Below are 19,015 nucleotides of genomic sequence, written 5' to 3' on the forward strand. Positions count from 1 at the left end.
TTCGCCCTTACCCATTCAGCCACTCTCCTGGGCACGGCCTGTGTCTTTTTCCCATATATTGTATGGTTGATAAAATTTATAACTACATCTAGTATCTCTTCTTGTACTCAATACACTAACTGACGCGACATATCGCGCCGCTCTACTACTTTTAACGGAAATACGAATCATGCGCATTACTATTTACACTCGAGATGATTGTGTTCAGTGCCACGCCACCAAACGGGCGATGGAGAGCCGCGGTTTTGAGTTTGAGATGGTGAACATTGATCATGTGCCGGATGCCGCAGACCAGCTGCGCGCGATGGGTTTTCGCCAGTTGCCGGTGGTGGTTGCAGGCGAGACAAAGTGGTCCGGCTTCCGCCCGGATATGATTAATCGTCTCAGCGCAGCCGCATGAGCACGCTCGTCTACTTTTCCAGCAGCTCGGAAAACACCCATCGCTTTATTGCGCGTCTGGGGCTGCCGGCGGTGCGCATTCCGCTTAACGAGCGTGAGCGCATTCAGGTAGACGAACCCTATATTTTGGTGGTTCCCAGCTATGGCGGCGGCGGTACGGCCGGTGCTGTGCCGCGCCAGGTGATCCGCTTTTTGAACGATCCGCATAATCGGGCGTTGATTCGCGGCGTGATCGCCGCCGGCAATCGCAGCTTTGGCGATGCGTTTTGCCGTGCGGGCGATGTGATCGCGCAAAAATGCGCGGTGCCCTATCTCTATCGGTTTGAATTGATGGGTACTGCGCAGGACATCATCAACGTGCGAACAGGAGTAAGCGAATTTTGGCAACGACAACCGCAGCGCGCGTGATGCAGAGCACGCCCGATTTCCATGCCCTGAATGCCATGCTCAATCTTTACGATCGCGATGGCCGCATTCAGTTTGAAAAAGACCACCAGGCGGTGGAGGCGTTTATGGCGCACCACGTTCGCCCCAACAGCGTTCACTTTGCGAGCCAGGATGAGCGCCTTAACTGGCTGGTGGCGGAAAATTATTACGATGAGAGCGTGCTCGCGCGCTATGAGCGGGCGTTTGTCATCGATCTGCTGGCGAAAGCGAAGGCGCGCGGTTTCCGCTTCCAGACCTTCCTCGGCGCCTGGAAGTTCTACACCAGCTACACGCTGAAAACCTTCGATGGCAAACGCTATCTGGAAGATTTTGAAGATCGCGCCTGCATGGTGGCTTTAACGCTGGCGCAGGGCGACACCGCGCTGGCGCAGGAGTTGGTGGAGGAGATCCTCTCTGCCCGCTTCCAGCCCGCGACGCCGACCTTCCTCAACTGCGGCAAGAAACAGCGCGGTGAACTGGTCTCCTGTTTCCTGCTGCGTATTGAAGACAATATGGAGTCGATTGGTCGCGCAGTGAACTCCGCCCTGCAGCTCTCCAAGCGCGGCGGCGGCGTGGCCTTTTTGCTCTCGAATCTGCGCGAAGCAGGTGCGCCGATTAAACGCATCGAAAACCAGTCTTCCGGCGTGATCCCGGTGATGAAGATGCTGGAAGATGCCTTCTCCTATGCCAACCAGTTGGGCGCACGCCAGGGCGCAGGTGCGGTCTATCTGCATGCCCATCACCCCGATATTCTGCGTTTTCTTGATACCAAGCGCGAAAACGCCGATGAGAAGATCCGCATCAAAACCCTGTCGCTGGGCGTGGTGATCCCGGATATCACCTTCCAGCTGGCGAAAGAGAATGCGCAGATGGCGCTCTTCTCCCCCTACGATGTGGAACGTCTGTATGGCAAGCCGTTTGGCGATATGGCGATCAGCGAAAACTACGAGCAGCTGGTTGCCGATGAGCGGGTGAGCAAAAGCTGGATCAACGCGCGCGACTTCTTCCAGACGCTGGCGGAGATCCAGTTTGAGTCCGGCTACCCCTACATCATGTTTGAAGATACGGTTAACCGCGCTAACCCGATTGCCGGGCGCATCAATATGAGCAATCTCTGCTCGGAGATTTTGCAGGTTAACAGCGCCTCAACCTTTGATGACAACCTCGATTACGCCGACACCGGGCACGATATCTCCTGCAATCTTGGCTCGCTGAATATTGCCCACACTATGGATTCGCCCGATTTCGGCCGCACCGTTGAGACGGCGATCCGCGGTTTAACCGCCGTCTCCGATATGAGCCATATCCGCTCGGTGCCGTCGGTGGAAGCGGGCAATGCCGCCTCCCATGCGATAGGGCTTGGGCAGATGAACCTGCACGGCTATCTGGCGCGCGAAGGCATTGCCTACGGCAGCCCGGAAGGGCTCGATTTCACCAATTTCTACTTCTACACCATCACCTGGCACGCGCTGCATACCTCGATGATGATCGCCCGCGAGCGCGGCCAGACCTTTGCCGGTTTCCCCGCCTCTCGCTACGCCAGCGGTGAGTACTTTGACCGCTATCTTGAAGGCGACTGGCAGCCGAAAACCGATAAAGTGCGCGCGCTGTTTGCCCGCGCCAATATCACCATCCCGACGCGCGAGATGTGGCAACAGCTGCGCGAAGAGGTGATGCGTTACGGCATCTATAACCAGAATTTGCAGGCGGTGCCGCCGACCGGGTCGATCTCCTATATCAACCATGCGACATCGAGTATTCACCCGATTGTGTCGAAAATTGAGATCCGCAAAGAGGGCAAAACCGGGCGCGTTTACTACCCTGCCCCGTTTATGACCAATGAGAACCTGGCCCTGTATGAAGATGCCTACGAGATTGGGCCGGAGAAGATCATCGATACCTACGCTGAAGCGACGCGCCATGTCGATCAAGGGCTGTCACTGACGCTCTTTTTCAAAGATACCGCCACCACGCGCGACATCAACCGGGCGCAAATTTACGCGTGGAAAAAGGGCATTAAGACGCTCTACTACATCCGCCTGCGCCAGCTTGCGCTGGAAGGCACCGAAATCCAGGGCTGCGTCTCCTGTGCGCTATGAGGAAAGCATGATGAACCCACTCTCCCGCGTCAGCGCGGTGAACTGGAACAAAATCCAGGATGATAAAGATCTCGAAGTGTGGAACCGGCTCACCAGTAACTTCTGGCTGCCGGAAAAAGTACCGCTGTCGAACGATATTCCGGCCTGGCAGAGCTTAAGCCCGGCCGAGCAGCAGCTAACGATCCGTGTCTTTACCGGGCTGACGCTGCTCGACACCATTCAGAACACCGTCGGCGCACCGGCGCTGATGCCCGATGCCGCCACGCCCCATGAAGAGGCGGTGCTCTCCAACATCAGCTTTATGGAGGCGGTGCACGCCCGCTCCTACAGCTCTATCTTCTCGACGCTCTGCCAGACGCGGGATGTTGATGTTGCTTACGCCTGGAGCGAAGAGAACCACGCCCTGCAACGTAAAGCGCAGATAGTGCTGGCTCATTACCTCGCTGACGATCCGCTGAAGAAGAAGATCGCCAGCGTCTTTCTGGAGTCGTTTCTCTTCTACTCCGGCTTCTGGCTGCCGATGTACTGGTCAAGCCGCGGCAAGCTGACCAACACCGCCGACCTGATTCGTCTCATCATCCGCGATGAAGCGGTGCACGGTTACTATATCGGTTATAAGTACCAGAAAGGGTTAGAGAAAGTGAGCGAGGCCGAGCGCGAGTCGCTGAAAAACTTCGCCCTCGATCTGCTGATGGAGCTGTACGATAACGAGCTTGCCTACACTGACGATCTCTATGCCGACAGCGGCTGGGCCGAAGAGGTGAAAGCGTTTCTCTGCTACAACGCGAACAAGGCGCTGATGAACCTCGGTTATGAGGCGCTCTTCCCGCCGGAGATGGCGGACGTCAACCCGGCGATATTGTCGGCGCTGTCACCCAATGCCGACGAAAACCACGACTTTTTCTCCGGCTCAGGCTCGTCGTATGTGATGGGTAAAGCCGTCGAAACGGAAGACGAAGACTGGAACTTTTAAATATCCTCTCCTCTCGCGCTGCGGGAGGAGAATATCCCCCCGTTTTTTAATTAACCACTATATATTCCGCCTCATCTAAGCTGATTCTTAGCAAAATAACTATGGCGGTCTGCGCTGTCATGGTTTGTTCATATTCCGCAAAATCACCTCCATTCAGGCTAATTTTTCTGTCCAATTCGAAAAAATGATTACCCGCGCCAGCCCTTATATCATGGGAAATAATGCCATTTGACTGCAAGGGAATTCTGTAAAGCGCGGCACAGAAGGGTTGTCTCAGATGGAGAGTGTGGTAGGGTATGACCAGTCAAATATATTCATTGGGTAGCGTATCGAAATAATAAATAACAGGAACTCTATTATTGCATGGCAATTAAATTAGAAGTTAAGAATCTCTATAAAGTATTTGGCGAGCATCCGCAGAGAGCTTTCAGATATATAGAAAAAGGACTTTCGAAAGAAGAAATACTGGAAAAAACGGGTCTGTCGCTTGGCGTGAAAGACGCCAGTCTGGCCATTGAAGAAGGCGAGATATTCGTCATCATGGGGTTATCCGGCTCGGGTAAATCCACTATGGTACGCCTTCTCAATCGCCTGATTGAACCCACCCGCGGACAGGTGCTGATAGACGGCGTCGATATTGCCAAAATATCCGATGCCGAGCTACGCGAGGTGCGCCGAAAAAAGATTGCAATGGTCTTCCAGTCATTCGCACTAATGCCCCATATGACGGTGCTGGATAATACCGCATTTGGTATGGAGTTAGCCGGCACGCCCGCGCAGGAGCGCCAGGAAAAAGCGCTCGATGCACTGCGCCAGGTGGGGCTGGAAAATTACGCCCACGGCTATCCGGATGAACTCTCCGGCGGTATGCGCCAGCGCGTCGGATTAGCCCGCGCATTAGCCATCAATCCCGATATCTTATTAATGGATGAGGCGTTCTCCGCGCTCGATCCTTTAATTCGTACCGAGATGCAGGATGAGCTGGTCAAGCTGCAGGCGAAACATCAGCGCACTGTTGTCTTTATTTCCCACGATCTTGATGAAGCGATGCGCATTGGCGACCGGATTGCGATTATGCAAAACGGCGAAGTGGTGCAGGTCGGCACGCCGGATGAGATTTTGAATAATCCGGCCAATGATTATGTGCGCACCTTCTTCCGCGGCGTTGATATTAGCCAGGTGTTCAGCGCGAAGGATATTGCGCGCCGTACGCCCGTGGGTCTGATCCGTAAAACGCCAGGTTTCGGCCCGCGCTCGGCGCTGAAAATGTTGCAGGATGAAGATCGCGAATATGGCTATGTCATTGAGCGCGGCAATAAGTTTGTCGGCATTGTCTCCATAGACTCCCTGAAAGCGGCGCTGGCCGCCGCGCAAGGGATCGATGCGGCGTTGATTGACTCCCCGCTTGCGGTGGAGGCAGACACGCCGCTCAGCGAACTACTCTCCCATGTCGGACAGGCGCCCTGCGCGGTGCCGGTGGTGGGTGAAGAGCAACAGTACGTGGGCATCATTTCGAAACGAATGCTGCTGCAGGCTTTAGATCGCGAGGGGGCAAACAATGGCTGATCAAAACAATCCGTGGCAGAGCGCACCGGCAACGGACAGCGCCGCACAGTCGGCTGATGCGTGGGGCGGCGGTGCAGCAGCACCCGCCGATAGCGGCAGCGCTGACTGGCTTAACAGCGCCCCGGCACCCGCGCCGGAACACTTCAACATTATGGATCCGTTCCATAAAACGCTGATCCCGCTCGACAGCTGGGTGACGCAGGCGATCGACTGGGTGGTGCTCCACTTCCGCCCGCTCTTCCAGGGCATTCGCGTGCCGGTGGATTACATTCTTAGCGGCTTTCAGCAACTGCTGCTCGGCATGCCGTCGCCGGTGGCGATTATTCTCTTCTCGCTGATCGCCTGGCAGATGAGCAGCGCCGGGATGGGTGTTGCAACGCTGGTATCGCTGATTGCTATCGGCGCGATTGGTGCCTGGTCGCAGGCGATGATTACGCTGGCTCTGGTGCTCACCGCGCTGCTGTTCTGCGTGGTAATCGGCTTGCCGATGGGGATCTGGCTGGCACGCAGTCCGCGGGCAGCGAAGATTATCCGCCCGCTGCTGGATGCGATGCAGACCACCCCGGCGTTTGTCTACCTGGTGCCGATTGTGATGCTGTTCGGCATTGGTAACGTGCCGGGCGTGGTGGTGACGATTATCTTCGCCCTGCCGCCGGTGGTGCGCCTGACGATCCTCGGCATTAACCAGGTGCCGGCCGATCTGATCGAAGCCTCGCGATCCTTTGGTGCCAGCCCGCGCCAGATGCTGTTCAAAGTTCAGCTCCCGCTGGCGATGCCAACCATTATGGCGGGCATCAACCAGACCCTGATGCTGGCGCTGTCGATGGTGGTAATCGCCTCGATGATCGCCGTTGGCGGGCTGGGGCAGATGGTGCTGCGCGGTATTGGTCGCCTTGATATGGGTCTTGCCAGCGTTGGCGGCGTCGGGATTGTGATCCTCGCGATTATCCTCGACCGCCTGACCCAGGCCGTGGGTCGCGACTCGCGCAGCCGCGGTAACCGCCGCTGGTATCAGACTGGCCCACTTGGCCTGCTGACCCGTCCCTTCGCCAAATAATTTTGCTGCCCGGCGCACCGGCCGGGCAGCAACATCACACCTGAAAAATAAGGAATAACGATGCGACATAGCGTACTTTTTGCCACAGCGTTTGCCACCCTTCTCTCCACCAGCGCCTTTGCCGCCGATCTGCCGGGCAAAGGCATTACCGTTAAGCCGTTTCAGAGCACCATCGCCGAAGAGGCGTTCCAGACGCTGCTGGTTAGCCGCGGCCTTGAAAAGCTCGGCTATACGGTCGAAAAACCGGATGAAGTGGATTACAACGTCGGTTACACCTCGATGGCGGCAGGCGATGTCACCTTTACCGCCGTCAACTGGCAGCCGCTGCATGATGATATGTATGCCGCCGCCGGGGGCGATAAGAAGTTCTACCGTGAAGGCACCTATGTGACCGGCGCGGCGCAGGGCTACCTGATCGACAAGAAAACCGCCGATAAGTACCACATCACCAATATCGAGCAGTTAAAAGATCCGAAAATCGCCAAACTTTTCGACGGCAACGGCGACGGTAAAGCCGATATGATGGGCTGCTCGCCGGGCTGGGGCTGTGAAACGGTGATTAACCACCAGCACAAAGCCTATGGCCTGGAGAACACTGTCACGGTTAACCACGGTAACTACTCGGCGATGATGGCGGACACTATCACCCGCTTTAAAGAGGGGAAACCGATCCTCTACTACACCTGGACGCCGTACTGGGTGAGCGATGTGCTGAAACCGGGCAAAGATGTGGTCTGGCTGCAGGTGCCGTTCTCCTCCCTGCCGGGTGAGCAGAAGAATATCGATACCAAACTGCCGAACGGCATGAACTACGGCTTCCCGGTGAACACCATGCACATTGTTGCCAATAAAGCCTGGGCGGAGAAAAACCCGGCGGCGGCGAAGCTGTTTGCCGTCATGAAACTGCCGCTGGCGGATATCAACGCCCAGAATGCGATGATGCACGCCGGTAAAGCCTCCGAAGCGGATGTGCAGGGCCACGTTGATGGCTGGATCAAAGCCCATCAGCAGCAGTTTGATGGCTGGGTGAAAGAGGCGCTCGCCGCGCAGAAGTAACGCAGTTACTCTTTGACCTTCTCACGCGCCATCGGGTTCTTGCCCGGTGGCGCGTTTGTTTATCCAGCCCGGGTGCACAGATAACAACACACGCAGCCGGGCAATTGTCTATGATGGATTTCTGACAAAGAACCTCATTGATAGTTGATACCTATGACAAAAACTCACCACGGACTTAGCCCGGCGCTGATTGCGCTGATGTCGATGGCAACCGGACTCGCCGTTGCCAGCAATTACTACCCACAGCCGCTGCTGGACACCATCGCTAACGCCTTTTCGATCACCGCAAGCCAGGCCGGATTTATCGTCACCGCCGCGCAGCTTGGCTACGCCGCCGGGCTGCTGTTGTTGGTACCGCTTGGCGATATGTTTGAGCGGCGCACATTAATAGTGGTGATGACGTTACTCTCAGCGGGCGGAATGTTGATTACCGCCAGCAGCCCATCGCTCGGCTTGATGATTCTGGGTACCGCACTTACTGGCCTCTTCTCGGTGGTGGCGCAGCTCCTCGTGCCGCTGGCCGCTACGCTTGCGACGCCCGAGAGCCGTGGGCGAGTGGTCGGCACGATTATGAGCGGCCTGCTGCTGGGGATCCTGCTTGCGCGCACCGTCGCCGGGCTGCTGGCAAGCCTCGGCGGCTGGCGCACCGTTTACTGGGTTGCCAGCGTCTTAATGGTGCTGATGGCGCTGGCGCTCTGGCGCGGCCTGCCGAAACTCAAGTCGGAAACGCACCTTAACTATCCGCAGCTACTCGGCTCCGTCTTCACCCTTTTCGCCAGCAATAAACTGCTGCGCACCCGCGCGCTGCTTGGCTGCCTGAGCTTTGCTAACTTCAGCGTCTTGTGGACGTCGATGGCCTTTCTGCTGGCCGCGCCGCCGTTTCACTTCTCTGATGCGATGATTGGCCTGTTTGGCCTGGTGGGTGCCGCCGGTGCGTTGGGCGCGCGTCAGGCGGGAGGGCTGGCGGATCGCGGTAAAGGCCATCTCACCACCACAGGTGGTCTGGTGCTGCTTCTGCTCTCCTGGGTGGCAACCTGGTTTGGTCACAGTTCCGTCTTCGCGCTGATTATCGGCATTATCGTGCTCGATCTCACGGTACAGGCGGTGCATATCACAAACCAGACGATTATCTATCGCGTGAACCCGGAGGCGCGTAACCGGCTCACAGCGGGCTATATGACCAGCTACTTTATCGGCGGTGCCGCAGGGTCGTTGATTTCGGCCGCGGCGTGGCAGCATGCGGGTTGGGCTGGCGTCTGCGCCGCGGGCGCTATGCTCGCCTTGCTTAACGTGCTGGTGTGGTGGCGAGGATATCGCCATACGGAGGCGCAGAGCTAAGCAACCGCTCACGTTTAGGCAATTCGGTGCCAAACCGGGGTGTTAACACGTCCGTCACTCTGCTAAGGTTATAGGACTTGTTTATCCCGGTTATATTAACGTGGGTGATATATAACAAACTTTATGGATATGGATCGTTCATTGAATTACACCGCCGGGCCTGAAAAGGTGGCATCGCACACGGAAGGCATCACACACCGCCTGTCCCCTATTGTTAGCCACCCCGCCGTGGCATTTTCCTTCGTTTTATACGCCCGCTTCGCCGGTCGCCACCTCTGGCATCGTCACCGCCCTGTCTTCTTCACGCTAGTGAGCGCACTGCTGTCCGGTGTCGCCTGGAAATTTCTGCCACATGCATAGATAGAGCAAATTTATTAGCACAAATAATACATTTACTTTATTTGTCACCGTCGTTACTATATCGACTGCAATTAATGAGGTTATACCCAAATGGATAGTTCGTTTACGCCCATTGAACAAATGCTTAAGTTTCGCGCCAGCCGCTATGAAGATTTCCCGTTTCAGGAGATTTTATTGACCCGCCTCTGTATGCACATGCAGGGCAAGCTGCTGGAAAACCGCAATAAGATGCTGAAAGCGCAGGGCATTAACGAGACATTGTTTATGGCGCTGATTACCCTGGAGTCGCAGGAAAATCACAGCATTCAGCCGTCGGAGCTGAGCAGCGCGCTGGGCTCGTCACGCACCAACGCCACCCGCATCGCCGATGAGCTGGAGAAGCGCGGCTGGATCGAGCGCCGCGAAAGCGACAACGATCGCCGCTGTCTGCATCTGCAACTGACCGACAAAGGACACGAGTTCCTGCGTCAGGTTCTGCCACCGCAGCACAACTGCCTGCATCAACTCTGGTCAACCCTGACCAACGCTGAGAAAGATCAGCTCGAGCAGATCACCCGTAAGCTTCTGTCACGTCTCGACCAGATGGATGAAGAGGACGTGGTCCTCGAGGCGCTGCGCTAACGCGATAAGCAGCTTTAGTTTCCAGGATGAGCAATGTGAAGGGCCAGCTAAGCTGGCCTTTCTGACGAAAGGTCGGTACACGCCGACATAACTAAAAATAAGATCGTGGAGAGAATCATGAGCGCAAATGCGGAGAGCCAGACCCCGCAGCAACCGGTCAAAAAGCGCGGCAAACGTAAGGGATTGCTGCTGTTACTGACCTTGCTCTTTGTTGTTATTGCCGTGGCATACGGAATTTATTGGTTTTTAGTCCTGCGTCATTTTGAAGAGACGGACGACGCCTATGTGGCAGGGAACCAGGTACAGATCATGTCGCAGGTCTCCGGCAGCGTGACGAAAGTCTGGGCCGACAACACCGATTTTGTGCAGAAAGGCGATGTGCTGGTCACGCTTGATGAGACCGATGCGCGCCAGGCGTTTGAAAAAGCGCAGACCCAGCTGGCCACCAGCGTGCGTCAGACCCGCCAGTCCATCATCAACAGCAAACAACTGCAGGCCAGCGTTGAGCTGAAAAAGACCGCCCTTGCCCAGGCGCAGAGCGATCTTAACCGCCGCGTGCCGCTCGGCAGTGCGAATCTGATTGGTCGCGAAGAGTTGCAGCACGCCCGTGATGCGGTTGCCAGCGCGCAGGCCGCACTGGATGTTGCCGTTCAGCAATATAACGCCAACCAGGCGATCGTGCTGGATACGCCGCTCGAAGAGCAGCCTGCGGTAAAGCAGGCAGCAACAGAAGTCCGTAATAGCTGGCTGGCTTTGCAGCGCACCAAAATTGTCAGCCCGCTTACCGGCTATGTCTCCCGCCGCGCGGTGCAGCCTGGCGCGCAGATCGCCACCACTACTCCGTTAATGGCGGTGGTTCCGGCAACCAACCTCTGGGTGGATGCCAACTTTAAAGAGACGCAGCTTGCGCATATGCGCATTGGCCAGACCGCGACCATCATCAGCGATTTTTATGGCGATGAGGTTGAGTACAAAGGCAAAGTGGTCGGTCTCGATATGGGTACCGGCAGCGCCTTCTCACTGCTGCCCGCGCAGAACGCAACCGGGAACTGGATCAAAGTGGTTCAGCGACTGCCGGTGCGTGTTGAGCTTGATGCCCAACAGCTGGCAGATCACCCGCTGCGTATTGGCCTGTCAACGACGGTGAAAGTCGATACCTCCGCGCGCGATGGCGCCGTGCTGGCGAAGCAGGCACGCACCACGCCAGCGTATGAGAGTAACGCGCGGGAGATCAATCTTGAGCCGGTCAACACGCTTATTAATAACATCGTGAAAGCCAACGCCGGGTAATCTTATATGAGTGCCATGCAACAGAAACCGCTGGAAGGCGCGCAGCTGGTCATTATGACCATTGCACTTTCACTCGCGACCTTCATGCAGGTGCTGGATTCCACCATCGCCAACGTGGCTATCCCGACGATCGCCGGTAACCTTGGCTCCTCGCTGAGCCAGGGAACCTGGGTGATCACCTCCTTCGGGGTGGCGAACGCCATCTCAATTCCGATTACCGGCTGGCTGGCAAAACGCTTCGGCGAAGTGCGGCTCTTTCTCTGGTCGACGGTGGCGTTTGCCATCGCCTCGTGGGCGTGCGGCGTCTCCAACAGCCTTGGGATGCTGATCTTCTTCCGCGTTATCCAGGGGATTGTTGCCGGGCCGCTGATCCCGCTTTCGCAGAGCCTGTTGCTGAGTAACTACCCGCCAGCGAAGCGCTCTATCGCGCTGGCACTCTGGTCAATGACGGTGATTGTCGCGCCGATTTGCGGGCCGATCCTCGGCGGCTATATCAGCGATAACTACCACTGGGGCTGGATCTTCTTTATCAACGTGCCAATTGGCGCGCTGGTGGTGCTGTTGACGCTGCAAAGCCTGCGTGGACGTGAGACGCGTACCGAGCAGCGGCGTATTGATGGCGTAGGCCTCGCATTGCTGGTGGTGGGTATCGGTAGCCTGCAGGTGATGCTCGACCAGGGGAAAGAGCTGGACTGGTTCAACTCGACAGAGATTATTGTGCTGACGATTGTCGCGGTGATCTCCCTGAGTTTCCTCGTGGTGTGGGAGCTTACCGACGATAACCCGATTGTCGATCTCTCGCTGTTTAAGTCGCGGAACTTCACCATCGGCTGCTTGTGTATCAGCCTTGCCTATATGCTCTACTTCGGCGCGATTGTTTTGCTGCCGCAGCTATTGCAGGAGGTGTATGGCTATACCGCAACCTGGGCCGGGCTGGCGTCTGCGCCGGTCGGCGTGATCCCGGTACTGCTGTCGCCGATTATTGGCCGCTTTGCGCACAAGCTGGATATGCGCCGGCTGGTGACCTTCAGCTTTATTATGTATGCGGTGTGCTTCTACTGGCGCGCTTATACATTTGAGCCGGGAATGGATTTTGGCGCGTCAGCGTGGCCGCAGTTTATTCAGGGCTTCGCCGTGGCCTGCTTCTTTATGCCATTGACAACGATTACCCTCTCCGGCTTGCCGCCGGAGCGGCTGGCTGCGGCCTCCAGTTTGTCGAACTTTACGCGAACGCTGGCAGGCTCGATCGGCACGTCCATCACCACAACGCTGTGGACCAACCGGGAATCGATGCACCACGCGCAGCTGACGGAGTCCGTTAACCCTTATAATCCGAACGCGCAGGAGATGTATAACCAGCTGCAGGGAATGGGGATGTCGCAGCAGCAGTCATCAGGCTGGATAGCCCAGCAGATCACCAACCAGGGGCTGATCATTTCGGCAAACGAAATTTTCTGGGTCTCGGCGGGGGTCTTCCTGATACTGCTTGGCCTGGTCTGGTTTGCCAAACCCCCGTTTGGTGCAGGCAGCGGCGGCGGCGCGCATTAACGCCAAATAAAAACGCCTCCGCAGGGAGGCGTTTTTTTATTTCACGATACCGAGGATCTCAAGCGTCATAATCGACGCCACGCCCGGTGGCACCATGCCCGGGATCCCCTGCTCGCCGTATGCCAGCTCGGCGGGGGTATAGATTCGAATCCGCCCCCCGACCACCACTTTTTCAATCCCTGCACGCATCAGCGGCGGCAGCTCGCTAATTCGCCCGCTGTGTACCGCACCGCGCGACAGCACCTTGCCGGAACTCAGCTTCTCATCAACCCGAAAGCGGATCACATCACCAGACAGCAGCGCCACGCCCTGCCCTTTCTTCTCCACCAGATAGATGATGCCATTGGCAGTGCGCTCAGCGCCTTTCAGCTTTGCCGCCTCGGCCAGCACGTTTTGTGCCTGTTTCCGGTTCTGCGCCAACTCGTTTTTCTGCGCATCGCCCATCTTTTTATTCAGGCTTTGCAGCACCTTTTCGATATCGTCGCTCTTCATCTGCAGGCTGCCGGCGAACTTATCCTGAAAGCCCTGCAAAAACGCCTCTGGCAGATATTTTTGCCCGGAGTGGGTCAGCGTGACGCTCTCCTGCTGCGCTTTCGCCGCAAACCAGGCGCCCCAGGCGTAGTTCATTCTGGCGGCGGGCGATCTGTTCTCTGTCAGCAGATAGCGGCTCTGCGCTTTTTGCGGCGCTAACGCCGCTGCACTCTTCTGCTCAGCCTGCGCTTTCTCCTCTGTGCGCTGCTTGAGCTGCGCCTCCAGCGTGGCGATACGCGCGGCCTGGTCGCTGACCTGCTTTGTGGCGAGATCAAGCTTGCTGATTATCGCCTCTTTGGCCTGGGTGAGTTGCTTCACCTGCTCCGCGTTTTGCAACGGCGCGGCGGTGTGCTGCTGGCCCTGCTTTTCCAGCGCCTCCAGCTGCTGCTGCTGGGCTTTCACCTGCTGCTGCAGTTCGCTGTTTGCTGTGCGAAACGCCTGTAGCGCTTGCGTGTCATCGGCGTGCTTCTGGCTCGTCTGCGCCAGCTGCTGCTGGCTGGCCTTGAGCTGCTGTTCGAGCTGGCTTTTCTCATCTCGCAGACGTTTTAGCGCGTCGCTCTCATCGGCAAGCTTCTGCTTCGTTTCGGCAAGCTGCTGAATATGGGTCTGCAACTGCTGTTTTAACGATGCACTCTCTTTTGCCACTGTGTCCTGCTTAGCGGGCAGTACAACCGCTGTGGCGTGCTGCTTTTTCTTCAGCGCGGCGATCTGGCGTTGCGCTAACGCGAGCTTACGCTTTAGCTGAGCGACTTCCTCACGCTTCGCCTCACTCTCTTTCGCCTTACTCTGCACCTCAACCGGTGGGGCAGGCGTCGCGTTCGGCTGCGCCGAAAGCCGATCGTTAATAAACGGAGAGTGAGGAGTAACGGCGATAATCTTCTCTTTATTTAACTGCTCAAGTAATGCAGCCGGATCGGCACGAACCCCGGAGGATGAAATAGCTGATAGCAATACAGCTGACGAATATAATAATTTTCTCATAACTGTTTCAGTGCATTTGCGCGCCGGGACATGTTAACGAATACCGCGCTGCGTACGCGCGAGCAAACAACTTCAATTTTGTTATCAATTTCCGTCTTCATTATTTCCGCCGAGTTGTTATCAATAATCGGCTGATTTTTTTTGTAGACTTCATAACTTTGATTGAGGGTGGTGAACTGCTGTTTGTAAGTTTCAAATGCCGTTTTGTCGAGCCCCTGCAGGGCGGTAAGCAGTTCATAGCACTGCTGTGTCTCCTGCTTCTGCGGCGCGTCCTGCACCAGCGCGGGTGCTTTTGATTTAACGCAGCCGGTTAATGTGAGTGAGAGACAAAAAGAGAGACATAAGTAAGAGATGGGTGAGCGCCGCATAATATCCTCGTTATTCAGGCATTCTTTTCACTGAAATAGATGCAGAAAATAAATACAGAAGGTAACACGTTCGCCTAATAGCGACGTGCGGTGCAAACTATCATGGCAAGATTGAAATAACAATAAGAAGGCGTGGCGACAGTGAGGATATTATTTATATATTAAGCGCAGGTAATAATTAAAAGAATTAAATAGAAATAATGTATAAAAACTTTCTTATAAATATGAGGGCATATAATAATGCCGCTTCCTGTTAACCAGAAAGCGGCATGGCGAACTAGATATGCAGTTCCTGCAACTTCTCTTTCGGCAGAGCCAGGTCATCATTGCTGTTAACGCGCACATCGCGATCGAGAATGTGACGCGCGATCTCCTGCGCCTCTTCCAGCGAGTGCATCTGGTATGTACCGCACTGGTAAACGTTCAGCTCAGGGATCTGGTTCTGCTCTTTGACTTTCAGCACGTCAGCCATCGCCGCTTTCCAGGCATCAGCGACACGCTGCTCATCCGGCGTACCGATCAGGCTCATGTAGAAGCCGGTGCGGCAACCCATCGGCGAAATATCGATAATTTCTACGCCATCACCGTTGAGGTGGTTACGCATAAAGCCAGCGAAGAGGTGCTCCAGCGTGTGGATCCCTTTCTCCGGCATAACTTCTTGATTAGGAATGCAAAAACGCAGGTCGAATACGGTGATGGCGTCGCCGTGCGGCGTGTTCATTGTTTTAGCAACACGGACTGCAGGCGCTTCCATACGGGTGTGATCGACAGTGAAGCTATCCAGTAACGGCATTTAGTCACCTCCGACAGTGATTTTTTTTAAAATAAACTGAACTCTTTGTTCGCGTGCGAGTCTGAATATATGAAAGACGCGCATTTGTTATCATCATCCCTGTTCTTCGAGAGATGAAATTTTGGCCACAGAGATGTGGCCTTTTTCTTTTCTGCTATGCGTGACGCGCAAGCAGCGCTTCAAACGATTCATTATCCCCGGCTTCAATCTCCGCCTGGCGCGCCAGTGAAGCGCGGCATTCAGCAATAAAATCCTCTTCATGCAGAATTTCCAGCGGCTCTTCACGCAGCTGCGAACGATACTGCTCGCTCAGCGCTTTACCTGTTCCGCCCATGCCTTCATCAATCATCGAGCGCAGAATACGCGCCGAGAAGGTCAGTTCAGGATCGTCAAAGCTGGCGACCAGCTGATCGCATACCGCTTCATACTCGTTGCCACCGTACACGCCATCCAGCGTTTGCGCTACCCGTTTCAGATCGTTAAACAGATCGCGTCCGACATCGGCGAGCGGGTATTGCGCGGTTTCACAGCCTATACCGAGCGTCAGGCCTGGCTTACGGCCTTCGAGGATCACGCGGTTCCAGTTAGTGCGCGTACAGAGCAGTTCATCGCTGCTCATCTCCGGCGCATCGGCCAGCACACACCAGACCATAAAGAGATCGAGGAAACGCACCTGCTGCTCATCAACACCAATCGCGGTGAACGGGTTGATATCCAGCGAGCGCACTTCGATATATTCAATGCCGCCGCGCAGCAGCGCATCCGACGGCGTTTCGCCGCTGCGGGTCACGCGTTTCGGTCGAATTGGCGCGTAGAGCTCATTTTCGATCTGCAGGATGTTGGTGTTGATTTGCAGATACTTACCCTCTTTCTGCAAACCGATCTTCGCGTACTCTTCCGACGGCGTTTTGATCGCGCGTTTCAGCGCTACCACGTAATCGTGAAGATTGTTGAAGGTAATATTGAGGCTGTTCTGCGACTTATTGGTATAGCCCAAATCGCTTAAGCGCAGCGACGTGGCATAAGGCAGATAGAGCATGCCGTTGTGCATCTTCTCGAAGGGCAGCGACGTCTCTTTGCCCTGCAGGAAGGAGGAGCAAATAGCCGGTGAGGCACCGAAAAGATAAGGGATGACCCAGCCGAAGCGATAGTAGTTGCGGATCAGGCGGAAATAGCCCTCCGAGACCGCTTCTTTATCGGTGCTGCCGCTTTTCGCCTGCCAGAACGCCATCGGCAGCGAGAAGTTATAGTGCACGCCGGAGATGGTTTGCATCAGCGCGCCATAGCGGTTTTTCAGCCCTTCGCGGTAGAGGGTTTTCAGGCGACCAATATTTGAGGTGCCGTACTGCGCCAGCTCAATCTCCTGCCCCTCTTTGATGTAGCAGGGCATGCTCAGCGGCCAGAGACGCTCATCGCCAATCTGGCGGGCGGTATAGCGATGGATGTCGCGCATGATAGTCAGCATGCGGTCAATATCACCCTCAACCGGGGTGATAAACTCCAGCAGCGCTTCGGCAAAATCCGTCGTAATCCATTTATGAGTTAATGCAGAGCCAAGCGCTGCCGCGTGACCGGTTGTCGCCAAAGACCCATCCGCGTTAACGCGCAGGGTTTCGCGCTCAAGGCCACGTTGGATGCCTTTGAGCGCCTGAGGATGTTTTTCCAGCCAGGACAACGCCTGTGATACGTCCGGGATCAAATTGACCTCCCGCCTGTAATAATCGTTTTATTAAGCATAATTGTAATGGTTGACGATGAAAGGTCACTCACGCAATCCAATTAGTGCCACCACGTCATACCCTGAAGCGTTACGAGGGCGAGAGCCACATAGCGTAACGCTTTGCCAAGGCATAAAAAAAAGAGCACTGGCCCCCACGAAAGGCGTAGCCATCCCGCAAGTATGCACAGCAGATCGCCTATAACAGGCATCCAGCTCAATAACAGCGCCGCGGCACCGTAACGTTTGAGCCAGCCGGTCGCCCTCTCCTGCCAGCGCGATGCTTTACGCTGCGGGAAGAAGCGCCCAAGAATAACGTTAGTCAGCCCTCCAAGGCTATTACCCATTGTTGCTATTACAACAAGCCACCAGGGCTGGCTGACTTTCGCCAACAGCATGGCGACCAGCACCACTTCCGAGTTGCCCGGTAAAATCGTGGCACTGAGAAAACTGCTGGCGAACAGTGAAAGAAGCGACAGCGCATCGCTCACAATACGCGGACATCCACTGCGTCCATACCGGCCGCACGCGCCGCCTGCAGGCCGAAGTCGGCATCTTCAAATACCACGCACTGCGACGGCTGCACGCCCATACGTTCGGCGCAGAGTAAAAAGGTATCCGGTGCGGGTTTATGGTGCTGAACGTGATCGGCGGCAATTACCGCATCAAAATAGTGTCGCAGACCGAGATGCGCCAGCAGCGCTTCAGCAACGGCGCTTTCACTTCCGGTGCCAACCGACATCGGGCGACGCCCGTGCCACGCTTTTACCACGTCGATAAGCGGTAACGGGCGCACGCAATCGAGCAGCATCGCTTTTACGGCTGCGGTTTTCTCTTGGGCAAGTAAGTGGGGATCAAGATCGGCCTGGTTTTCTTTGATAACGGCTTCGGCGATACGCCAGGTTGGCGAGCCGTTCAGCGCGACCATTGCCTGTTCGTCAAAATGCATGCCGTAACGCGCCAGCACCTCGTGCCTGGCTTTGCGGTGGGTTGGTTCAGTATCCAGGATGGTGCCATCCATATCAAAAATCAAACCAGCGTAACGTGCGTACATCATGTTCTCACAAACCGGATAACTAACATTTACTTTAACGTAAACAAGGCTTTTTGTCGCATCCAGCGCGAGATTAGCTTCAGGGAATATGATTTTGGGCAGAATTTCGTCGAAAGTGTGGGAGTTGTGAGGATGATGCTTTTCGAGAGAAAGTAGGAAGGTATGAGGATTATTCAGGATAAGCAGTATTAGGGGATAAGTATAATACTGGAAAATATGGTGCATCCGGGAGGATGACTCGGCTTCGCCTCGCCCTTCGGGTCGTTGCTGACGCAACGCTATCCTCCCTGGTGCTCGCGGTTAGGCCCGCTACCCCTGAGCAAACAGACTCGCTGTTATCTCGCAGAGAATGGTGCATCCGGGAGGATTCGAACCTCCGACCGCTCGGTTCGTAGCCGAGTACTCTATCCAGCTGAGCTACGGATGCATCAGGATTACTGCTTTACGATGAAAAGCAACACTGCTTTTTCATTGAGATGGTGCATCCGGGAGGATGACTCGGCTTTGCCTCGCCCTTCGGGTCGTTGCTGAAGCAACGCTATCCTCCCTGGTGCTCGCGGTTAGGCCCGCTACCCCTGAGAAAACAGACTCGCTGTTATCTCGCAGAAGATGGTGCATCCGGGAGGATTCGAACCTCCGACCGCTCGGTTCGTAGCCGAGTACTCTATCCAGCTGAGCTACGGATGCATCGGGATTACTGCTTACGATGAAAAGCAACACTGCTTTTTCATTGAGATGGTGCATCCGGGAGGATTCGAACCTCCGACCGCTCGGTTCGTAGCCGAGTACTCTATCCAGCTGAGCTACGGATGCATCAGGATTACTACTTTAACGATGA

At 55.7% G+C, this 19,015-nt stretch carries 17 protein-coding genes and 3 tRNA genes; 11 read left to right on the forward strand and 9 right to left on the reverse strand.

The annotated features are described in order from the left end of the window. The first annotated feature begins 169 nt into the window (after positions 1–169). The 11 genes from nrdH to emrB all read left to right on the forward strand — a co-directional run bounded on the left by nrdH (position 170) and on the right by emrB (position 12,733). Complete coding sequence (gene nrdH / locus SOM48_RS19990; protein WP_042712550.1) at positions 170–400, forward strand: glutaredoxin-like protein NrdH; 231 nt, start codon at positions 170–172, stop codon at positions 398–400. Then, complete coding sequence (nrdI, locus tag SOM48_RS19995; RefSeq protein ID WP_054803938.1) at positions 397–807, forward strand: class Ib ribonucleoside-diphosphate reductase assembly flavoprotein NrdI; 411 nt, start codon at positions 397–399, stop codon at positions 805–807. The genes nrdH and nrdI overlap by 4 nt, the downstream gene beginning before the upstream one ends. Next, positions 780–2,924 (forward strand): class 1b ribonucleoside-diphosphate reductase subunit alpha, encoded by a 2,145-nt coding sequence (gene nrdE, locus SOM48_RS20000; protein WP_076769104.1) that lies wholly within the window; start codon positions 780–782, stop codon positions 2,922–2,924. Before nrdI ends, nrdE begins: the two co-directional genes overlap by 28 nt. A 10-nt stretch (positions 2,925–2,934) precedes the next feature. Then, positions 2,935–3,897: a class 1b ribonucleoside-diphosphate reductase subunit beta gene (gene nrdF / locus SOM48_RS20005; RefSeq protein WP_320512899.1), complete on the forward strand. Its 963-nt coding sequence runs from the start codon at positions 2,935–2,937 to the stop codon at positions 3,895–3,897. Positions 3,898–4,260: 363 nt separating this feature from the next. Continuing rightward, positions 4,261–5,463 (forward strand): glycine betaine/L-proline ABC transporter ATP-binding protein ProV, encoded by a 1,203-nt coding sequence (proV, locus tag SOM48_RS20010; RefSeq protein ID WP_320512871.1) that lies wholly within the window; start codon positions 4,261–4,263, stop codon positions 5,461–5,463. Beyond that, complete coding sequence (gene proW / locus SOM48_RS20015) at positions 5,456–6,520, forward strand: glycine betaine/L-proline ABC transporter permease ProW (protein WP_139566953.1); 1,065 nt, start codon at positions 5,456–5,458, stop codon at positions 6,518–6,520. The genes proV and proW overlap by 8 nt, the downstream gene beginning before the upstream one ends. 60 nt (positions 6,521–6,580) lie before the next feature. After that, positions 6,581–7,576, forward strand: a complete 996-nt coding sequence (gene proX, locus SOM48_RS20020) for a glycine betaine/L-proline ABC transporter substrate-binding protein ProX (protein WP_128482277.1) — start codon at positions 6,581–6,583, stop codon at positions 7,574–7,576. Between the two features lie 153 nt (positions 7,577–7,729). Beyond that, entirely contained in the window at positions 7,730–8,914 is a 1,185-nt protein-coding gene (locus SOM48_RS20025) for an MFS transporter (RefSeq protein WP_320512872.1), read from the forward strand. Positions 8,915–9,364: 450 nt separating this feature from the next. Then, complete coding sequence (gene mprA / locus SOM48_RS20030) at positions 9,365–9,895, forward strand: transcriptional repressor MprA (RefSeq protein WP_023480518.1); 531 nt, start codon at positions 9,365–9,367, stop codon at positions 9,893–9,895. Between the two features lie 117 nt (positions 9,896–10,012). Next, positions 10,013–11,185 (forward strand): multidrug efflux MFS transporter periplasmic adaptor subunit EmrA, encoded by a 1,173-nt coding sequence (gene emrA / locus SOM48_RS20035; RefSeq protein WP_054803934.1) that lies wholly within the window; start codon positions 10,013–10,015, stop codon positions 11,183–11,185. A gap of 15 nt (positions 11,186–11,200) precedes the next feature. After that, positions 11,201–12,733: a multidrug efflux MFS transporter permease subunit EmrB gene (emrB, locus tag SOM48_RS20040; protein WP_312480450.1), complete on the forward strand. Its 1,533-nt coding sequence runs from the start codon at positions 11,201–11,203 to the stop codon at positions 12,731–12,733. Positions 12,734–12,769: 36 nt separating this feature from the next. On the opposite strand, the gene SOM48_RS20045 is transcribed toward emrB, so the two are convergent. The 9 genes from SOM48_RS20045 to SOM48_RS20085 all read right to left on the reverse strand — a co-directional run bounded on the left by SOM48_RS20045 (position 12,770) and on the right by SOM48_RS20085 (position 18,990). Then, positions 12,770–14,245: an FKBP-type peptidyl-prolyl cis-trans isomerase N-terminal domain-containing protein gene (locus SOM48_RS20045; protein ID WP_320512874.1), complete on the reverse strand. Its 1,476-nt coding sequence runs from the start codon at positions 14,243–14,245 to the stop codon at positions 12,770–12,772. Further along, on the reverse strand, positions 14,242–14,613 hold the full coding sequence (locus SOM48_RS20050; RefSeq protein ID WP_023480542.1) for a hypothetical protein: 372 nt from the start codon (positions 14,611–14,613) through the stop codon (positions 14,242–14,244). Before SOM48_RS20050 ends, SOM48_RS20045 begins: the two co-directional genes overlap by 4 nt. A gap of 277 nt (positions 14,614–14,890) precedes the next feature. Beyond that, the gene (gene luxS / locus SOM48_RS20055; RefSeq protein ID WP_023480587.1) at positions 14,891–15,406 is read right to left on the reverse strand and encodes an S-ribosylhomocysteine lyase; all 516 of its coding nucleotides are present in this window, start codon (positions 15,404–15,406) and stop codon (positions 14,891–14,893) included. Between the two features lie 154 nt (positions 15,407–15,560). Then, positions 15,561–17,105, reverse strand: a complete 1,545-nt coding sequence (gshA, locus tag SOM48_RS20060; RefSeq protein WP_139965809.1) for a glutamate--cysteine ligase — start codon at positions 17,103–17,105, stop codon at positions 15,561–15,563. 80 nt (positions 17,106–17,185) lie between these two features. After that, positions 17,186–17,614 carry a YqaA family protein gene (locus SOM48_RS20065; protein WP_023480519.1) on the reverse strand — a complete coding sequence of 143 codons (429 nt, stop codon included), beginning with the start codon at positions 17,612–17,614 and terminating at the stop codon, positions 17,186–17,188. Then, on the reverse strand, positions 17,611–18,177 hold the full coding sequence (gene yqaB / locus SOM48_RS20070) for a fructose-1-phosphate/6-phosphogluconate phosphatase (RefSeq protein WP_320512900.1): 567 nt from the start codon (positions 18,175–18,177) through the stop codon (positions 17,611–17,613). The genes SOM48_RS20065 and yqaB overlap by 4 nt, the downstream gene beginning before the upstream one ends. Positions 18,178–18,527: 350 nt before the next feature. Continuing rightward, positions 18,528–18,604: transfer RNA gene (locus tag SOM48_RS20075), tRNA-Arg, on the reverse strand. 183 nt (positions 18,605–18,787) lie between these two features. Continuing rightward, a tRNA-Arg gene (locus SOM48_RS20080) sits at positions 18,788–18,864 on the reverse strand. 49 nt (positions 18,865–18,913) lie between these two features. Beyond that, a tRNA-Arg gene (locus SOM48_RS20085) sits at positions 18,914–18,990 on the reverse strand. Positions 18,991–19,015: the final 25 nt, after the last annotated feature.

The organism is Kosakonia sp. CFBP8986 (assembly GCF_034044935.1).
GTDB classification, from domain to species: domain Bacteria; phylum Pseudomonadota; class Gammaproteobacteria; order Enterobacterales; family Enterobacteriaceae; genus Kosakonia; species Kosakonia cowanii.